Origin of the sequence: Flammeovirga aprica JL-4 (assembly GCF_012844305.1) — a bacterium.
In the GTDB taxonomy this organism is placed as follows: Bacteria; Bacteroidota; Bacteroidia; order Cytophagales; family Flammeovirgaceae; genus Flammeovirga; species Flammeovirga aprica.
On the sequence record NZ_JABANE010000058.1, the window covers coordinates 40,411 to 59,000 of the forward strand.

18 protein-coding genes are annotated in these 18,590 nt (G+C 32.1%); all 18 read left to right on the top strand.

Going from position 1 to position 18,590, the window contains the following annotated elements:
* Positions 1-200: 200 nt before the first annotated feature.
* Positions 201-4,256: a SwmB domain-containing protein gene (locus HHU12_RS19745; RefSeq protein ID WP_169658462.1), complete on the top strand. Its 4,056-nt coding sequence runs from the start codon at positions 201-203 to the stop codon at positions 4,254-4,256.
* A 304-nt stretch (positions 4,257-4,560) separates the two neighbouring features.
* Complete coding sequence (locus HHU12_RS19750) at positions 4,561-5,343, top strand: hypothetical protein (RefSeq protein WP_169658463.1); 783 nt, start codon at positions 4,561-4,563, stop codon at positions 5,341-5,343.
* A complete protein-coding gene (locus tag HHU12_RS19755) occupies positions 5,340-6,485 on the top strand; it encodes a hypothetical protein (RefSeq protein WP_169658464.1) in 1,146 nt (381 codons plus the stop codon). The genes HHU12_RS19750 and HHU12_RS19755 overlap by 4 nt, the downstream gene beginning before the upstream one ends.
* A gap of 416 nt (positions 6,486-6,901) precedes the next feature.
* A complete protein-coding gene (locus tag HHU12_RS19760) occupies positions 6,902-7,462 on the top strand; it encodes a hypothetical protein (protein ID WP_169658465.1) in 561 nt (186 codons plus the stop codon).
* A 71-nt stretch (positions 7,463-7,533) separates the two neighbouring features.
* Complete coding sequence (locus HHU12_RS19765; RefSeq protein ID WP_169658466.1) at positions 7,534-7,902, top strand: hypothetical protein; 369 nt, start codon at positions 7,534-7,536, stop codon at positions 7,900-7,902.
* Positions 7,903-8,151: 249 nt separating this feature from the next.
* Positions 8,152-9,123, top strand: coding sequence for a gliding motility protein GldB-related protein (locus tag HHU12_RS19770; RefSeq protein ID WP_169658467.1), 972 nt, complete (start codon positions 8,152-8,154; stop codon positions 9,121-9,123).
* Positions 9,124-9,298: 175 nt separating this feature from the next.
* On the top strand, positions 9,299-9,703 hold the full coding sequence (locus HHU12_RS19775; RefSeq protein ID WP_169658468.1) for a hypothetical protein: 405 nt from the start codon (positions 9,299-9,301) through the stop codon (positions 9,701-9,703).
* 147 nt (positions 9,704-9,850) lie between these two features.
* Positions 9,851-10,744 carry a DUF6438 domain-containing protein gene (locus HHU12_RS19780; RefSeq protein ID WP_169658469.1) on the top strand — a complete coding sequence of 298 codons (894 nt, stop codon included), beginning with the start codon at positions 9,851-9,853 and terminating at the stop codon, positions 10,742-10,744.
* 180 nt (positions 10,745-10,924) lie between these two features.
* Positions 10,925-11,527: a hypothetical protein gene (locus tag HHU12_RS19785; RefSeq protein ID WP_169658470.1), complete on the top strand. Its 603-nt coding sequence runs from the start codon at positions 10,925-10,927 to the stop codon at positions 11,525-11,527.
* A 346-nt stretch (positions 11,528-11,873) separates the two neighbouring features.
* The gene (locus HHU12_RS19790; RefSeq protein WP_169658471.1) at positions 11,874-12,656 is read left to right on the top strand and encodes a hypothetical protein; all 783 of its coding nucleotides are present in this window, start codon (positions 11,874-11,876) and stop codon (positions 12,654-12,656) included.
* Positions 12,657-12,810: 154 nt separating this feature from the next.
* Positions 12,811-13,455 carry a hypothetical protein gene (locus HHU12_RS19795; RefSeq protein ID WP_169658472.1) on the top strand — a complete coding sequence of 215 codons (645 nt, stop codon included), beginning with the start codon at positions 12,811-12,813 and terminating at the stop codon, positions 13,453-13,455.
* Positions 13,456-13,528: 73 nt separating this feature from the next.
* A complete protein-coding gene (locus tag HHU12_RS19800; RefSeq protein ID WP_169658473.1) occupies positions 13,529-13,930 on the top strand; it encodes a hypothetical protein in 402 nt (133 codons plus the stop codon).
* 103 nt (positions 13,931-14,033) lie between these two features.
* Complete coding sequence (locus HHU12_RS19805; RefSeq protein ID WP_169658474.1) at positions 14,034-14,447, top strand: FEKKY domain-containing protein; 414 nt, start codon at positions 14,034-14,036, stop codon at positions 14,445-14,447.
* Between the two features lie 80 nt (positions 14,448-14,527).
* Positions 14,528-14,932 (top strand): hypothetical protein, encoded by a 405-nt coding sequence (locus HHU12_RS19810; protein ID WP_169658475.1) that lies wholly within the window; start codon positions 14,528-14,530, stop codon positions 14,930-14,932.
* 53 nt (positions 14,933-14,985) lie between these two features.
* Positions 14,986-15,324, top strand: coding sequence for a DUF7677 family protein (locus HHU12_RS19815; protein ID WP_169658476.1), 339 nt, complete (start codon positions 14,986-14,988; stop codon positions 15,322-15,324).
* A gap of 193 nt (positions 15,325-15,517) precedes the next feature.
* On the top strand, positions 15,518-16,360 hold the full coding sequence (locus HHU12_RS19820) for a hypothetical protein (protein WP_205959935.1): 843 nt from the start codon (positions 15,518-15,520) through the stop codon (positions 16,358-16,360).
* A gap of 50 nt (positions 16,361-16,410) precedes the next feature.
* Positions 16,411-17,160: a hypothetical protein gene (locus HHU12_RS19825; RefSeq protein WP_169658478.1), complete on the top strand. Its 750-nt coding sequence runs from the start codon at positions 16,411-16,413 to the stop codon at positions 17,158-17,160.
* A gap of 362 nt (positions 17,161-17,522) precedes the next feature.
* Positions 17,523-18,359, top strand: a complete 837-nt coding sequence (locus tag HHU12_RS19830; protein ID WP_169658479.1) for a sulfite exporter TauE/SafE family protein — start codon at positions 17,523-17,525, stop codon at positions 18,357-18,359.
* The last annotated feature ends 231 nt before the right edge of the window (positions 18,360-18,590 follow it).

Here is an 18,590-nt window from a genome sequence, read left to right on the forward strand (position 1 = left end):
TACCGTTGTATTGCAACGTCCTCACAAACCACAACAAGGACCATTTTTCCTCAAACCGTTAATTTCTATTCAAAACGAATATCAAGTATGAGTTACACCTCATCAAGAGTACTGTAAACATACTTTAAACTAGAAAAGGGAATCAGTTCCTGTTCAAGTTTTAAAATCTATTTTTTAGAAAACGTAAAAAGACACAAAAGATGAAAGATTTTTTTACTTATATCAAAATACTCAGCTTTACACTCTGTGTAATAATGGGGATACAAGTACAGGCACAAGCCCAGTACCCGTATCTGCAGACTTCAAATAAAAGCATAGGATCTCTGACCGCAATTACGGGTGGAGGTTTATATGACGGGGCAGGAGATCCTAAGGGAACACTTTGTCATAATCTATATCAATTTACAAGAAACGATCAGGTAAACGCCACTTTAGGGATAGCACTAGACGGTACGATCGACTTATCATCATCTCAGGAGGTTACATTAAATATGTTGGTGAGAATACCTGATGAAACATTGGAGGCAACGACATTAATGTGTGCTTTGCGTAAAGATGGTGATGAAGCCACTCAAGTAACGGCCACTACAACAATTGAAAAATTTGACGAGTGGGTGGATTATACTTTCGACTTTTCAGCAGTAGATCCATCAGCACAATTCAACCAAGTGATTTTCTATCTTATCCCTGATACTCAAAACCAGGAAGCAGATAAAGTACAATTTTTAATTAATGAGGTAAAAGGACCTAAAGTAATTCAGGATTATATTTCTACTACTGCTAAAACTTCTGCAGATGGTAAAATCGTAACAATTGATTTTAATGGTCACGAAGCCATTGATCAGTTTTTTAATCCTTTATTTAAGGTGTTCAATGAGGCAGGGACAGAGTTGTCCGTAAGTCAAACATTAATCAACGGTACTAGCATCGATTTATACCTTACTGCTCCAGTAGCATACGGTGAAAATGTGACCTACAGTTATGTGAGCGGTACAATTTCAGATGTAAATGGACTTGCATTAAACAGTTTTGAAGGAAAGGAAGTAATCAATAACTCCACTTATATTTCAGGTGCTGAATTATTGTACAGTTTTGGAGAGCAGTCTTTATTTACGAATGTCAACCCTGTGAATATGTCTTTGGACAAAAATGCTCAAGACCCTGTAAACGCATCAGTGAAAGCAGGAAAGTTTGTAAGGAATGAAACACACTGGGCTAATATTGAATGGGATTTACCAAAGTCATATTCATTTGATTTTACAGCAACAAAAACTTTTTCAATTGATGTGTATTTGGAAGATATTGGTGAAATAGATCAAAATAAAGATATTACACTTGGCTTTAAAAGATATGATGAAAATGGTGAATACATCAACGAGTTCAGAGTTGCCAACCAATCGGTAACATGCTATGGAAAGTGGAACACTTATACTTTTGATCTTTCGGATCAAACTGCAGAAACATTAGAGGCCATCAGGAATGTACAGCTTTATGTTGCTCCTGCTGATGTAGAATACAAGGGAACGGGTGTTACGGGTTATGTAAATAATCTTAGAGGTCCAAAAATTATTGCCGATCAGATTGTAAGTACAATTGCCACAAATGAAGAAGCTAATACAATTTACGTAGATATTCATTCCTTCGGTGCCCTTCAAACAGTAGAAACAACAGGTTTTACAGTGAAGAGCGATGGTGTAGATCAAGTTATCTCAACGGTTTCTAACACAGAAAAGCAAATTGTTTTAGCCTTAGAAACACCTTTAGATTTCTCAAAAACAGTAACAGTATCTTATGATGACACACAAGGAACTATTAATGATGAAGATGGCTTAACATTAGCCTCATTTGCTGATATTGTTTTAGAGCTTCCACAAGAAGAAGTAGAACTTCCCGAATACAAAATGGGAGTCACTTACTACTATGATGGAACAGAAAACCCTCACTTTACGGTACAGGATAGGAACAATACTTTTGAAGTGGTAGACAATCCTTATTTGACAGATGAAGTGACAGATCCTAAAGTCACAAAAGTTACAAGATTGAATGCACACAGAGGTATCACTGCATATGATATTACAGCAAGCAACGGTGTGATTTATGGCAATAGAAATTTAAAGTTCAAGTTTAAAGTATATCAAGTTTCAACAGACCCGGCATTAGAGCAGAATGTAATTCAGTTAAGGTTGTTTGGTCAAATGGAGGGCAATGATTCTAAGCATTTCATTACGAAGAGAATCAATGTCACTACAATGGATCAATGGGTGGAATATGAATTTGATTTCACTGGCGTAGAATTCAATGACGGTGTATCTACCCTTAAAGTAGCTGACGCAACGTATAATCAATATGAACTTACATTTGGTGAAGATATTCCTCAAGGTGGAGGTGCAGGTGCTGTAGATGAGGCATTCTATTATGTAACTAACTTTGAAGGGCCAGAAGTAGTGGTTCCAACAGATGCATCATTAGTAGCACTTTATGCTGGAGGCAAACTGATGAAAGATTTCACTTCTGATATGCTAGCATTTGAAGTGCCAATTCCTTATGGTGAAACTCAAATACCAGAAATTGAAGCTATCGCTACTCACAAAGACGCTGTAATTTCTATTGATCAGGCTACACTTCCGACAGAAACGACAACAATCACTGTCACTGCCCCTGATGCAACAACAACCGCTACTTATGAGGTGACTTATAAAGAAGGAGATCCATCAACTGTGACTGCAATAAATGGGATAACAGTCAATGGTTACCCATTAGGAAATTTCGATCCAGCTCAAAAGGAGTACACTTTCACTTACCCTTATGGCACTTCGGCTATACCAAAAGTGGAAGCAGACAAAACAGATGAGCATTCAACAGTGGTCATTACCCCTCCAACTGAATTGCCAGGTGATGCAAAAATTGAAATTACAGCACAGGATGGAGTAACAAAAGAAGAATATACTTTAAAATTTGCTTGGTCCACTCCATCGAATATCAACTTTCTGAGTGAATTGACAGTTGACGGTTTGAACGAAAACTTTGACAAAGAATTACTAGATTATACCGTAAACTTACCTTTTGGTACTGTAGCTATTCCTCATGTAACCGCTGACACTGAAGATGAATCATCAACGATGATCATTAACCAAGCACAGGAGTTACCAGGAGAAGCAACAATTATCGTCACCGCTCAGAGTGGTGAGGCTAGAACTTACACCGTAAAATTCATTATCGATGCCCCTTCTACAGATGCTTCATTCAAAAGCATTACAGTCAACGGCTTAACGTTTGAAGACTACGAAGAAGGAAAAGAAGGTTATACTATTGGACTTCGTTTTGGTACGGTAGACATCCCAACCATCGAAGTAGAAAAGTCATCAGACCTAGCCACTTTAAACATCACTCACGCACCGACATTGGATGATATAACTAAAATTGAAATCATCGCTCAAGACGGTATTCATAAAACAGTGATCAATTTCTCCTTTGAGATTCTGCCAAAACAATCTGAAGACGCAAGCTTGCAGTGGATTGCTTTAGACGGTGTAAACCTAGAGAATTTCGACCCCGAGGTATTCGAGTACGATGTAGTATTGGAATTAGGCACCACAGAAGTACCCGTATTCTCAGCACAAGTAAATGATGAAAAGGCTACTATGGAAATCGAAACCGCTTCTTCTGTCTATGGCAAAACCGTTATCTCAGTACAAGCCGAAGACCCATACGTTCCAGCGGCAGTATACACAGTCAACCTAACGGTCCGCCTACCCTCAACAAACACTAATATCGCTTCCCTGACCATTGACGGAGAACTGTTTGATGCCTTCAAAAATGATTCAACAGATTATATACTAGAAGGCTATACCTCCGTTCCAAAACTAGAAGTAACATTAGAAGATGATAGAGGCACTGTCAATATATTACAAGCAGAAAGACTAGGCGCACCAGCCATCATCACCGTAACCGCAGAAGATGGAATTTCATCAGAAACTTTCACCTTCTTAGTAATGAAAGTAGAAACACCTACAGCAGTAGTACCTGATATTTTCTCAGGGATCACATTACAAAAATTAGGAAATAACACACTGAACATCACATCAGAAAAATTCCTTTCAAACTGCACAGTAGTGATCAACGATATTCAAGGAAAAGTAGTTTACCAAGGAACAATGAACGGCACACAAAAGTCAATTCAGTACCTACCAAATACTTTCCTTATTATCAGAATTATAAACCAAGAAGGACAGTGGTTTAAGAAAATCAAACTCTAAAAAATCCCTAACTTGTAAATAAAGTACCCCACATGTTCGGAAGAGCATGTGGGGTTTCTGTTTTTAGTAAGTAATCAGTATCAGTACTGTTAAACCTGCGGATAAACACATTTTTTAATGCCGTAACGTTTTTTTTGTAAGATTTATTAGAATAATTAAAGCTAGAGCTTGAATATTTAAATTAACTATTTAATTTACAGGGAGAAAACTAATTAATTAATGGATAAACGCTATGGTGTATTAATAAAATATAATGTGACATGGTGGTGTTTATTAAATGTTTTAGCCAATAAAGTACTCAATAATGATAATTGATGTAATTACTATTCTTTCTACATTCATTGCAACTCTGATTGGGATAATTGGAAATACTTGGGATAGCAAGAAAGAAGGATTATCAAAGCTCACAGTTACTGGTAGAATAGCAGTAGTAATAGCAATAATAGCAATAATCCTTGCTGGTATTCAAATAAAAGAAAAAAACAGGAAAGCAATATCTACACAGCAACTCCAGTCAATAGCTTTAAATGAGATTAACTCAGAGTTATATGAATTAATTTTCACTTTATATATCTTAGCGGATGCTGCAGACACTTCTAACAGACCTGATATTCTCTTTAATGAGTTTAACTTAAATAGAAACGCTAAGAGTATTAATGTTTTCATTGACTCATGTATAGTTCAAAATGAATGTCTTGATACTTTACATCTTACATTCTATCCAGAAAATGTAGGATTAAAATATCAAAATTATCAAATGTGGCAATTAATGGAGAAAACTTATCTAGAAACTAGAAACAATTCTTATCAAATAATTAGTATTTACAAAGAATATATTCCGCTTGAAATATTAGTTGGTTTGAATGATTTATTTTCTGATGACTTCTATAAACTTATCACATTAAATATCCCACTATTTGCAAGAAGTATTGAGGGGGTAAGAGGTAAAAGAACATACAATCCAATGACTACTGAACATATAAAGCTTCTATTAACTGATCGTTCAAATTATGATACTTTTATTGATAAATACAATACTGTGGTAAAGTGTATAAAAAATAACACCTTAAATACAAAACAAAGATGAAAAAGATAATTTTGTTAATGCTTCTTGCGAACTTAACAACAATACATGCTCAAGACTTAGTTTTTAAAAAACATTCAATCGCACACCAGCTTCTTGAATTAGAGGAAAAAGCGTTTGAACATCAAAATATTGACTATAAAAACATGTACTCCATTATTGATTCAGTAATAAAAATTAGCTCAATAAAAATTACGGCAATTTTGAATAACGATTCATTGATTGATGAGAAGACGGCTATTAAAATTTTTGAGGCAATAGACGAGACTCTAATAGAACTAGATTTCATAACTTTTATTAGAATTGAAAGACTAAATCAAGCATTATTGAAAACAATAATACCTAAAGAATCACTTAAATTTTACAAACAGAAAGACAGAAGAGTTGGTAATCAGACCTACTATTATTTTACCATTTTTGATGGTGGTGCAATTTGTATGACGGAAAAAAGATTAAATCATTTTCAATCTTCAAATTCTAACAGTTACTACAGAATCGATTGCGATTTAGGAGCTTATCTTTATTTGGCAGTGGCAGAGGTAAATGATTTGCCAATTTATTTAGTTGAAGTTCCTGGTCATAATTTTCTTAGGTTCCAGCTTAATTCGAATGAATACGTTAACTGGGATAATAATGTGGCCAATACATTTTCAAATGATGATTATAAAAATGGTATGTCCCCAACTGTAAGTGAAGAATTCCTTGATATGGAAGCCAGTCTAAATCATTACTTGGAAAATATGAATAATGATGAAGTTATTGGATATCATCTAGAAAATGTTGCCAGATACTCAATTGAAAACTCAGAATTAGCTCAAGCTGAAAAGCAATTGATTAAATCAATTCAACTTAGACCATATTCTGCTTCAGCTAGGAATGAGCTTGCTTGGATGTACTTAACTGAAAAAGAATTTCGCAATAAAGAATATGCTAAGATGGCCTTAAGTTTAGCGACTGAGACTGATTCTATCAACCCTTCAAATCCAGATTACAAAGATACTTATGCTTGTGCTTGTGCAGCTAATAAAGACTATAAAAAAGCAATCGAATTAGAAAAGCAGGGTTATAATGATGAGAAACGAATCAACGCATATAAAAAAAGAAAAAACTGCTACTCACTTGAAAAAATAAAAGAGGCACAGTAATTAGGGCTTCGTTTGGTCTTCACACCTAAAAATTAAGCCCTAGTTGAACAAAGGCGGTGAAAGTTTTCATACACTCATTTGTATAGAAATAGGGAAAGACTTTTCGATTACTCGGGAAGTCTTTTTTCGTTGAGTCCTTTTTTAAATACCACTTCATTTTTCTCTAAAAGAGCCTACTTTGTATTATCAACATTTCAATTGCTTCAAAAGCAAATGTCTGTTAGACTTGGAAAAGTATGCCCACTTGAAAACACTTTCGAAAGTTAGTTGAAGAAATCTATCGGTAAGCCATATGAGGGAAAACTTCACGTAGTACGGTTTGATGAAGGGGGACCGATAGTTTACTGAAATTGATTACTTTTGTAATTATTAATTTGAGTGTGCTATCAGGCTCTACTATACTCCTTCAATTAAAAATGTCAAACAATAGATTCGTATTCACCATTTTGTTTTTGATAGGTTTTTTCCTATTTCCAGACATTGTCTATGGTCAAATCAAGAAGAAGCATATAAATAAGATCCCTAAAAGGTTCTCAGATGAATACATTATTACTCAGGAAGTTTCTGTAGGTCAAAGATTAAGCTACAAGGTGTTTAAGAATGGTGTTTTCCAATCAGCAAGCAATTTAGAAGTCGAAAACTATATGAACACAATACTTTTAGGAACGGCAACGGAATTATTTGATCATTTGAAAAATACGGACCCAAACTTCGAACCTACAGTTGTTAAAGCAAATGGGATGACTTCAACTACTTTTTATATTAGTTACTCATATTCCAAAGGCGAGATATTCATTATACGTTCTATGAGTTCTGGGAAACTCATATTGGATCCATTAGCTGCTGAAAATCCAAAAAATTATTCTTTACTTTTTGCTTTTAATTTTGAAAATGAAAAGGATAAAAATCAAATTGAAAATTTTATCAAGGACTACACTTCCAAAAACAATATTGAATTTATTGTCACAACAAAATAAATGTAGGAGCATAATACATACTAAAACGGCATTTAAACACAGTTTAGCATTTACGTAATCAATAAAGAGATATGAGAATAAAATCATTAATTATACTTTTATTACTAGCAATTATAGGCCAATCATGTGATGATATACCTTCTCTACCAATTGAAAGTCATGAAACTATTTATATAGATGTCAACCAAGGAGAAGTTATTGAGTATGATACATCAATTGACAACTTTTTAGGAGCGGTTGCAATCACAGATTCCACAAAACATCACATATTAAGCAGGTTATTTTCAGATTCTACAGGCTTCAACATTTATCATAGATACCAATCTCTTAAAAACTATCAAGGTACTGATACATTGAAATTAAGGAGTGAACGAATTAATGATATATCAGATGAAGTAATTAGTATCAAGAACATTACAATAGTTTTAACGGTAAAGTAAAATGAACATAATATTTAGCGGATTTACAATAGAAAATTGGCCAAATAATTTAGCATTGTTCAACTTTTAAAAACATACCCACTTATGAAAGCTCAATGAAGAATTCTATCGGTAAGCCGTTGGAGTGAAAACTTCACGTACGGTTTGATGAGGGAGTTCTGATAGTTTTCTCAAAATGATTACATTTATAGTTATAATATTGAGAGAGCTATCAGGTTCTACTCTACTAAACCATAAAACTATACTTTAATGCAAACATCAAAAAAACTATTATTTTTAGCATTACTTTTTTCATTTTTTTCTCTGAATTCATTTTCAAAAAAATCAAAAGATCCCAACTTATCTAAGATCCATGTAAATGATATTCAAAACTTTTATCTAGCATTTGACGAAGCATTGAAAGATACTCTAAATGCGACAAAAATTTTTAAAGAATTCTATTTTGATAAAGGTTCAAAGGGCCTGAAAGATTTTTATAAAACAAAAATTAAAAGTGTAGATAAATTCACGAAGTTCGTTCTTAAACACCAAGAATTTTATTTATCTATAAAATCAGACCTTACCAACCTGGATGATCTCGAAGAAAAGATAAGAACCTATTTTTTAGATTTCAAAGCAATATATCCTAATGCTACTTTTCCAGATATTTATTTTGTAATTGGAAAATTTAGCTCAAACGGAACAGTATCCAAAAATGGAATAATAATAGGAACTGAGATTCTTTGTAGGACACCAGAGTCAAATACAAAAAATTGGAATAAAGATATTTTAAGAATAAGCATGTTAAGAAAGCATATTCCTGTGACTGTAATTCATGAATTAATTCATTTTAATCAGAATCATATGAAAAAGGGAAATACAATTTTAGTAAGTAGCATGCGTGAAGGATCTGCTGAATTTATTGCTGAATTAATTTGTGGAGAAACCGATGGAAATTATTCATCTTTTATTGGGAAAGAAAAAGAAATTTGGAATGATTTCAAAATTCATAAGGATGATAAAAGTACTTGGAGTTCTTGGAATTCATGGGTAAGACAAAGTGAAACAAGGCCTAGAAATGCAGGGTATTGGACTAGTTATTTAATTTGTAAATCATATTATGAACAAAATGAATTTGATAAGCAAAAGGTAGTAGATGATATTTTGAATATTAAAAATTATGAAGATTTTTATGTTAGAAGTAAAATAGAGGAGTACATTAAAGTCAACTACTCTAAATAAATTACGTCTTAAAACACTAGTAATCTCCATTCATCGGTAGACACACCCGCTTTTTGTAGTTTATCCATTACTTATAACTTTCTAAGCATAGAGAAATATATTTGATTAGAAAAATTGGTATTAAAGAGAATTCAATTTGTGGAATATATGAACAAAAAAATAATACGTATTATAAATGCAGAAGATAAATGACTTCAGGGCTTTAGTAAAACCTTTGTTCGATGATTTCGGATACAATCTGATTCCAGCTAATGACCTTGAATTAGAAACATTTAAAGCAACATTAATAAAATATAATATTCCTGTAAAAGTTATAAGTGAGCTGGGAAATTTTTATAGAGTAAGTAATGGAATTCCTTGTCTCGACATAGATTTTCATGATTGCTTAAGTGAATGCATTTTTGATTTTTGGGAAGAAGAAAAATCATTATGGCTTGGACAGCGTGATTCAGATACACTAAGATGGATTGATAACAAATTTTGTATAGGTACTTCGAGTGAAATAAGTTATTCTAAAGATTATGAATTTCAGAGTTTATATGAAATGTTAGACAAAGTGATAAACGAATTTAAAGAGTAAAAAAACTCTTACAACGATAGCTAAAACTCCAAGTATAGGGTGACGCACTCTCGCTCGTAGTTTAGCATTTCCGTTGTAGGCGATTTAAGCAAACAACACAATAAACAAACAATTATGACGAAAGTAATTTTTCAAATAACTATTTTTTTGACACTCTTTCAACCTTGTAAAGGGCAAACAAATAATAGTGTTTCGCAAAAGACGAATTTCATTGACAGCATTCAGAATGCACAACAGCTTACAGAGCTGATTTCAAAGATTGACGACAGATACAAAGAATTTGAGGTAAATGATAAATTGGAGTTTAGTGACAAAAAATGTCAAAACCTGAGTGACAGTTTGAAAGTACAATCTTGGAAGAAAGTAGACTTTGACAACAACGGATTAACAGATATTATGGTTATCGGAAATTGGTATGACTATTCTGTTATTTGCATCTTAGACAAAGGCGGAAAATATGAAATCAAACCAATAACAAGACGGGTTTTTCAAGATTGCACTTTCCCTGTAGTTGATAACGGAAAGGTTAAATACTATTATTGGAGTGATATCGAACAAGGAAAGTGGAATGAACCACGAGAATTGAAACAAATCACATTGGTATATAAGTTTGGAGACTTCATTGAAGAGAATCAAACACCTGCAAACCACAAAATTGAAAAAATTGAATATTCAACTACAAGTTGTTATGGAAGTTGTCCTGTTTTTAGAATAACGATTAATTCTGACAAATCTGCAATTTGGAAAGCAGAAATGTATAACGAAATAAACAATAAAGAAGTAAAAGGTAGTTTCAATTCTGTTCTAAAAGAAGATAAATATAACGACATTGTGAACTTACTTAACTACATTGATTTTGAAAATTTACAAGACAATTACGCAGTTAATTGGACAGATGACCAAACATCAACATTGGAAATTACTTACGACAATGGAAAGGTGAAATCAATTCGAGACTATGGTTTAATAGGAACATTTGGACTTGATAGAGTTTATCAATTACTATTTGAATTAAGAGAAAGTCAAAAGTGGAAGAAATAAAAATGCCTAAAAAAATTGCTATCCTCCATCCACTGATCGACACGTTTGTCGGCCGTAGTTTTAGTCATTACTTTGTGTGGTATTTATATGGGAAGATAGTTTACCTAAATTGATTACATTTATAATTATTAATTTGAGTAGACGATAAGGCTTTAATCTACGACGTAATACAAAAAAACATTGAGAAACGGCATAAAATCATTTTTGATAATAATATTGGCATTACAATATAGTTGTAAGCAACCTGAAGGTTTGAAATTTAAGGTTTCGACTAACTATCTGGATGGAAAGAGTCATTTAACAAAAACGAAAATGATTGCAAATCCAAATTCAGAAATCAATGTTTATTTTTTCAAAAAGCATTTTGCTCAATTTTATGGTTTGCCAAATAAGTTGACCAATGAAAAGCTTAAAAACCAAGAGATAACCGAATGGAAATTTGAAGACAGGCCAAAAGAATTATCTGAAAATTGGTCAGAAACGTTTAAGTATGATCCGAACGGAAACTTAATTGAGTATAAATATTCTGGTTGTACGTTTTGCTCTCAATTCCCTTGGGGTTACAAATTGTTTTACAATAAAAATAATGATATCGTTGAACAGCAAATTTACTACTTGAGACAAAAAAATATTTCTGAAGGAAACGGACTGAAACTTAAATTCGAACTACAAGAGGTAATGGATAGAAAAGTTATGTTGACTTACGATAAAAATCGGAACATTGTTAAACTCAAAAAAGTCGGAACAAATGGACTTGAAGAGTTAATAGAACTTGTAGAATAAAAAATACAAAAACACTCTACAATAATTAAGGATCAGTTAAGTCTTCAGAATCCAAAAATAAGCATTAGTTGAAAAAGACGGTAGAAGTTTTCATGCCCCTAGTTGAATGAAAATTTATAAGGATTTACAGAATTGAACGAAATTAAATAAAGTGAATTGGCTTAAAAGGCAAAAAGAAAAACCAGTTTTGATGTTCCTTCTATTTTCAACCTCTTGCCAAGGTTCACTTTGAGGAATAATGAAATAATTTGGAGTAATTTAAAACAGAAAACAAAGCTTAAAAGATAGAATGCCTCAAAAAATAGCAACGGAGTTAGAAGTTATTGGTCATTCACCTCATCAAACCATGAATATTAAAAAAGGAGAAAAAGTATTAAAAAGAAAGGTCAATACACCTTTATTTGTCAGTTGCATTACTGCTTTTATTTTCACGCTAATTATTTTTGAGAATACAGAGAATATGAGTTTTGTTTTAATGTTTATATCGGCTTCTTTAATTTTTATTTATTTTCTAAAAAAAGAATTAAGGAAACGGTATTTTTGGAAAGTACTTCAACAACAACAAGAGCCTTTTCTTTTTTATAAGAAGCACTTATACACTAAGGGAGATTCATTAGATATAATGTATCATGATACATTGAAAAAGGAACAAAAAGAATTTTTAAAAAAGTATAATCAGGTTAAAAATAAATTAGCTTTTGAAGATCCATCTGTTTCTGATAACTTGATTATATATGCGAGGAAATCTCCTCTAATTTTCGCTACTATTTTCTTTTCATTCCTGTTGATACCATTACTCATTTATCAAGAAATCTACTTTGGTATCTTCTCTTTTCTAAACTTGATTATCATTATTTATTTGGTGATAAAAAGGAAAAAAAGTTATATGAAAATGACAACCAAAGAGCTGCAAGTTCATAATACACACCTAATAGCTTGGGATGATATCTATGAACTGAAAATTGGCGAAAAAGGAAATGGTAGAAATTTTCAATCATATTTGAATGTGACATTACTTAATGGTGATGCTGAAACGATTAATATCTCAAAGTATAGCATTAGTCCATATGAATTGGGGTGGATAGTGAACGTTTATAAGGGTAAGAGTAAATTAAAAAAAGCAATCTAAGTAAGTTTCATATATCCGTTCATTTTTAGAGTAAAGGAAACTCTATCTTTTATTAGAAAATGCACTAATGTATTTTAGTCCTTTGATTTAAGTGATTAAGTCTTTGGGGAGCTATATTTACTGTCAGAATGCAAACGTCTAAAATTTCATGAATATGACAGAGATCGGTGAAGAGAAAAAGAAATCATATACTTTTGAAATATTATTCATAGGAATTCCAACAATAATATTCTTCGCTTTTCTTTTTGGCTTACGTAATGAACGTATTACCAAAATAGAAATAAAAGAAAATGGGCTTGAAACAATTGGAAGAGTTGTAAAAAATGGAATAAGTTTATCTTGTGAAAGTATCGTAGATGGAGAATATATAAAGTTATCCTTTGCTCATAAAAGCGAGAGTGATGATCATATTTCTAAAAAAGAATTTTATGTAGTGAAATATAATCCAGAAGATTTTTCTGAAAGGGTAGTTGATTATTCACAACCAATAGTACCTCAATCAATAGACTCTTTATACAAAGAGGCACAAGCTAAAATAATAAAAACAATAAAAGATGAAGGCAGTTTTTTCTTACCAGGCACCACATATTTTGCGAAATATGAATATGAAATAAATGGGAGGAAATACTTACGTTCACAACAGATATCAAAGTTAAAGTATGAGAACTTAAACTCAGGAAATAATAGAGAGCTATACTATCCAACCGTAAAGTATTTCAAGACTAAACCTAGAATAAGCCATATATTTTACATTGACGATTCAAAATTTCAAGATAAATCGATAATGAACGTAAGGTAATTTATACGTGTGAACATCAGCCTAATTAAATGTATTTTATTGAAGATTTTTTTAAACTTAGCTTAAACTATAAATGACAAAAAAACAGCAATTAATCCTTAGCATTATTGCATTTACCCCGTTGATCATCTTATTAATTGTTTCTGAATATCAGAACCATAAACTGTGGAAAAATATGGTTTACGCAGATTTATGTTATAATGTGGAGTTTAGTGGAAAAGTAGCGAAAGTAGATTTTGAAAATGGAGTTCGAAGACAGATTGTAACTTATGAAAATGGTGAAACACAGCGTTTTTCATCTTACGATATTCGTTTTGAAGAAGATTTTTATATCGGAGACTCTATTGTAAAACTGCCAGGAACATATGAACTCAGAATTTATCCAAATTCGGAAAAATACAAATCTTTAGAGGGGAAGTATATTACGATCGATTTTTGTAAAGATACAATGGTTTACTATAACCAGTACCATTGACAGTATTTTAATATGAAATACACTAACTTTGCTTCAATTAAAATTTACTCATCGTTAAAGCAAACGTTTATGGGTTTGTTATCACTTTATCACGAAATTTAAAATGAAAAGTTGGGTTCTCATAGTACTTCTATTTTTTTCTGTAAAAGGGTTTGGTCAATTAAAGGAAGTAAAATTGGTAGATGAAAATGTGTATGAAAAAAGTGGAGCTACCAACTTGAGAAAAGTGCAAAATATTGAGAAAGCAAAAGAACTTGCAATATTTGACATCAACCAAGGAGAACCATTTATTCTACTTCAAGGAAGTATTGCTCCATCTGTAAGCATGTCTGATTTTGAGTATGAAGAAACATTCGGAGTTAATTATTTTAGACAAGGGTGTTCAGGAATTGATCTTAAAATAGCAGAAGCTTATAATTTCGAAATTTTTAATTTCCTAACATCAAGATTCAAAAATAGTTGGATAAGGGAAATTAGGATGGATGCAGTCGGATTAAAAAAGTGGAAAGAAAATTAATTGGAATGGTTTAATAGTAGAGCTGTATTCAATTACAATTAGTATATAGTAGTAAAGTATTTTTGATAAACTGAACCAGTATGAAAGTCTACATTTTTGGAAATGGAAATATTAAATACTCTGATTTTGAAGAGTTATATCTTAAATCAATAAAAAGATTAGCGGAAGCAAATGCCGAATTTATAGTATGTGATTTTCGAGGAGTTGATACTTTGGTGATGGAATTTTTAAAGTCTGAATCTCAAAACGTAAATGTCATCCATATTGGAGAAAAACCAAGGTATTTACCGGATAAGTACAGAACGAAAGTAAGTCAATGGAAAATTAAGGGAGGGTTTGAAGATGATAAATCAAGAGATCATTATGCAATTAATTTGTGTACTCATTTTATTGCAACCGATTTTAATTCAAACGAGAAAAGAAAAAGTGGTACACAACAAAACATTGAATTGTGTACATCCTTAGGTAAAATTAGAGTAGAATAAGCAGTGGTGCTACAAGCTGATTTATGCATCACCAAAAAATAAACAATCAAAAAATGAAATTAAGCAACGCCTTTAGTGGCGCATTAAGAACATTCGCCTACTTTATGGCAAGCGGTTCACATTATTATATCTGCCATTTAGATTATTTAGAATTATATGGAGAAGAACCTTCTGTAATTGAACAAGTATTTGCCATTTATGCGAATGTTATCGAGTTAGATGAAGATGGAGAAGTATTAAACGGAAGATATGCCCAAGAGAGAGCATGTCAGTATATAAGACATTATATGGAGAAAGATTATGTGGTTGAACCTCCTTATGAAGAATGGGAATTAAGCCTTTGGTATCCACCTTCTTTAGAAGATAAAATAGGTCCTAATCATAATGGTTAATTGAATGGAATTTGAAGTACTATTAAAGTAGAGAAGTGATGTTTTTGAAGTATTATTTATACTAAAAAGGCTATCATCTATTCAATCATTACCTAAAACTTCGGTATATCGTTTGACATACCTACAGGAAGAGTTAGTTTTTAACTTAAACGAATTATTGTTATTCATTGAGATGATAAATAAAAGAAATATATTGTTCGGGTTACTAATTATCAGTATTGTTTCCTGCATAGGATATCAATCAACAAATAAGCCTATTTATATAGGAAACTTCAAGGAGAAACAATATGATTTTTTTGAGTCAATTCGACATGAACATCTGATAGATTACTATTACAAATTACCTTTTGAATTAAAATTTGGAGGAATAAAGCCCTTCCCCTATGATTCCATTGGAATGAAAGATTACTCTTGGTTAAGAAATCCGGAGAACTTGAAAATAGCTTTTAATGCATTTTCAACCGTCGGATTAGATAAATTTATCTCTAAAGAAAAGTATTTTGAGAGGAATAACGATTGGTGTTGCAATACCGATTGGGAAAACAAATCATTGCATGAGATTGTCACCGGATTTATCAATTCAGACACCACAACTAATGGAAGTAATTATTATTCAAAGTTTTGGAAACGTAGGAAGCTTGAAAATACTCATATAACAACATATGAGATCTTTACACAGATTGATAGATTCTACAATCAAAATGACCATGATTTGATCTACAAAAATCAGGATACTATCTTGCTTGGACTTCTTGATTTTGACTCAAAGTTGGCTTTGTCAGATTCTATTAAATATCAGGATACAGCCATTGAATGTTTTAATTTTCTTAAATCTGTGGAACTTGAATATTCCGCTTACAAACTGATTTGCAATAACCCTCGACTTAATCTCGATAAGAACCTTAGAGATAGTTTAATCATGACAATGAATTATGATACATTGACCGTTGGCACATGGGAGAAGTTAGACGACAATAGAAATGGTTGGATAACGAGTGGGTATTATCGAGATACCAATAGGTATTATGGGCCTTAAAAAATACACTAAGTATCAGCGTTATAAAGTGCATTAAGATGCTTGATTCTATGAACAGTAAACTCCAATATGTAAAATTGAAGAATATATATATAATAATTGTCTTGAGCCTTTGGTCGTGTTCTAAAAAAGGTGAATCAATTCAAAAAGAGAAATCTGTAGGTGATATAATTATTATTTCAGATCATAGTAACGGAATTGATGAATTAGAAGAAGTGGATTATACAATATTAAGTTGTGATTCAACAGAAATTAATGGGAAGAAATATATGGGTTATCGTCAATCCACTGAAAGTTACTTTTATGTTGTAAATGAAAATATGGATACCATATATAAACATGATAAATGGGTAGATTCAATTGAGTTTATAGATTTCAATAATGATGGAGAAAGTGATATACTTTTTAACTATGTGACAAACATACCTATGGTAAAGGATGTTGCACTTTTTAATTCTAAAACCAACAAGTTTACTTTAGTTGAGAATTTTTCAAAATTTCCTGACCCAAAACAAGTATCAAAAACTGGATATTATTATTCATATCAGAGAGCTGGATGTGCTGATCATAATTGGGTGAGTGATTTATTTATCATAAAAGATTATCAAGTACTGACATATGGAAGAATACATGGTATTGGTTGTGAAACTGTTGATCATAAAACAGGTGTATTTATTTATAAATTGGTTGATGGGGAATCACAACTAATAGATTCAATACCTTTGGATCATGGATATAATGATGAGAAATGTGATTTTATCGAAAAGTATTGGACTAATAACTACAAAAAATTTATATAGAAACATGATACTATTATCAATAGAGGTTGGGTTGATTGAAAATACTTAACTTTCAAGCTGTATTTTGATTACCTTTTACTCAATTTTGTTTAATATCTTTCATTCGAAGTTTTACAATAAAGACACCTTCCAATCATTATTTAGAGTGTATAAAAAATTGCGTTTGGCTTTAAATCGTGGCAATTGGGGAGTTTTAAGCATTGAGTACAGTAACTGAAATTGCACGAAAAGAGCAACCCATCTAGTACTATACAAAATTTCAAAAATTGTCACTTTGTTTTTTAAAGCTCCTTTTCAGAACTTTATCATCTCAAACAAAGATTTTTAGACTAACAAACAAATTAAAAAATTTCATTTTACTTATGGATATATATTATCTCTACTATCTCATTGCGGGTGCTTTCTCTGGCTTACTTGCAGGCTTGTTTGGCATTGGTGGCGGAATAGTCATTGTGCCCATCTTGATCTACATTTTTACTGCTCAAGGTGTACCTGAAGTTGCACTTACACATATTTGTATTGGTACTTCTCTAGCTACTATTATAGTGACTTCTATTGGTTCGCTTCGTGCACACCATAGTAAAAATGCGGTAAATTGGCAAGTATGGAAACATATGGCTCCAGGATTGATTATTGGCTCGTTGATAGGTGCAGGCGTTGCCTCTATGATTCATGGAAAACCACTTCAGGCAATAATTGGTATATGGGTGTTTTTAGTCGGGTTGAAAATGTTGTTTATGAAAAACAAAACGGTAGAAGAAAATGACTTCAGCAAGCTACCATCGCCTGTTGGGCAAACGGCCGTAGGAGGACTTATTGGAATGATCTCTGCCATTTTTGGTGTAGGAGGAGGTACTTTAACCGTTCCATTTTTAAGTAATTATGGTTTGAAAATTCAGAATGCAGTGGGTACTTCGGCCGCCTGTGGCTTACCTATTGCTGTGGCAGGTGTTATTGGGTTTCTTGTCTTCGGGCAATTTATTGATGCCAATGTAAAAGAGGCATTACCCAATGGCGTATTGGGTTTTGTACACATTTATGCATTTATAAGTTTAAGCATAGCGAGTTTTTTCACAGCCCGTATCGGAGCCAAACTTGCACATAAATTACCAGCAGCCACTTTGAAAAAAGCATTTGCAGTATTGTTGCTTATTGGGGGAATCAAGCTAGTAGTGAATTCTGATATATTTTTAGTTTAAAAATTGTTCCTATAGATTTATGCTCTGCTAATCTGCCTCGCTTATCATAAAAATCTTAACCTAAAATTATCCTTTTTCATCTGTCTTGGTACTAATAGTAATAAAACAGATACTCTACCCGATGATTTTTAGATAGTTCATCCTAAAATGAGAAATCATATTTGTAAAGTCTTTGAAATCAACACTTTTAATCATCTCTCTCACTTTATTAAGTCCTCTTCTGAATACACT

Excerpts from the sequence above, each read along its gene's own strand:
- HHU12_RS19770 (WP_169658467.1), top strand. The coding sequence starts at position 8,152 with ATGCAAACATCAAAAAAACTATTATTTTTAGCATTACTTTTTTCATTT.
- HHU12_RS19805 (WP_169658474.1), top strand. The coding sequence starts at position 14,034 with ATGAAAAGTTGGGTTCTCATAGTACTTCTATTTTTTTCTGTAAAAGGG.
- HHU12_RS19755 (WP_169658464.1), top strand. The coding sequence starts at position 5,340 with ATGAAAAAGATAATTTTGTTAATGCTTCTTGCGAACTTAACAACAATA.
- HHU12_RS19825 (WP_169658478.1), top strand. The coding sequence starts at position 16,411 with ATGAACAGTAAACTCCAATATGTAAAATTGAAGAATATATATATAATA.
- HHU12_RS19790 (WP_169658471.1), top strand. The coding sequence starts at position 11,874 with ATGAATATTAAAAAAGGAGAAAAAGTATTAAAAAGAAAGGTCAATACA.
- HHU12_RS19830 (WP_169658479.1), top strand. The coding sequence starts at position 17,523 with ATGGATATATATTATCTCTACTATCTCATTGCGGGTGCTTTCTCTGGC.
- HHU12_RS19815 (WP_169658476.1), top strand. The coding sequence starts at position 14,986 with ATGAAATTAAGCAACGCCTTTAGTGGCGCATTAAGAACATTCGCCTAC.
- HHU12_RS19750 (WP_169658463.1), top strand. The coding sequence starts at position 4,561 with ATGATAATTGATGTAATTACTATTCTTTCTACATTCATTGCAACTCTG.
- HHU12_RS19745 (WP_169658462.1), top strand. The coding sequence starts at position 201 with ATGAAAGATTTTTTTACTTATATCAAAATACTCAGCTTTACACTCTGT.
- HHU12_RS19775 (WP_169658468.1), top strand. The coding sequence starts at position 9,299 with ATGCAGAAGATAAATGACTTCAGGGCTTTAGTAAAACCTTTGTTCGAT.
- HHU12_RS19800 (WP_169658473.1), top strand. The coding sequence starts at position 13,529 with ATGACAAAAAAACAGCAATTAATCCTTAGCATTATTGCATTTACCCCG.
- HHU12_RS19765 (WP_169658466.1), top strand. The coding sequence starts at position 7,534 with ATGAGAATAAAATCATTAATTATACTTTTATTACTAGCAATTATAGGC.
- HHU12_RS19810 (WP_169658475.1), top strand. The coding sequence starts at position 14,528 with ATGAAAGTCTACATTTTTGGAAATGGAAATATTAAATACTCTGATTTT.
- HHU12_RS19795 (WP_169658472.1), top strand. The coding sequence starts at position 12,811 with ATGACAGAGATCGGTGAAGAGAAAAAGAAATCATATACTTTTGAAATA.
- HHU12_RS19760 (WP_169658465.1), top strand. The coding sequence starts at position 6,902 with ATGTCAAACAATAGATTCGTATTCACCATTTTGTTTTTGATAGGTTTT.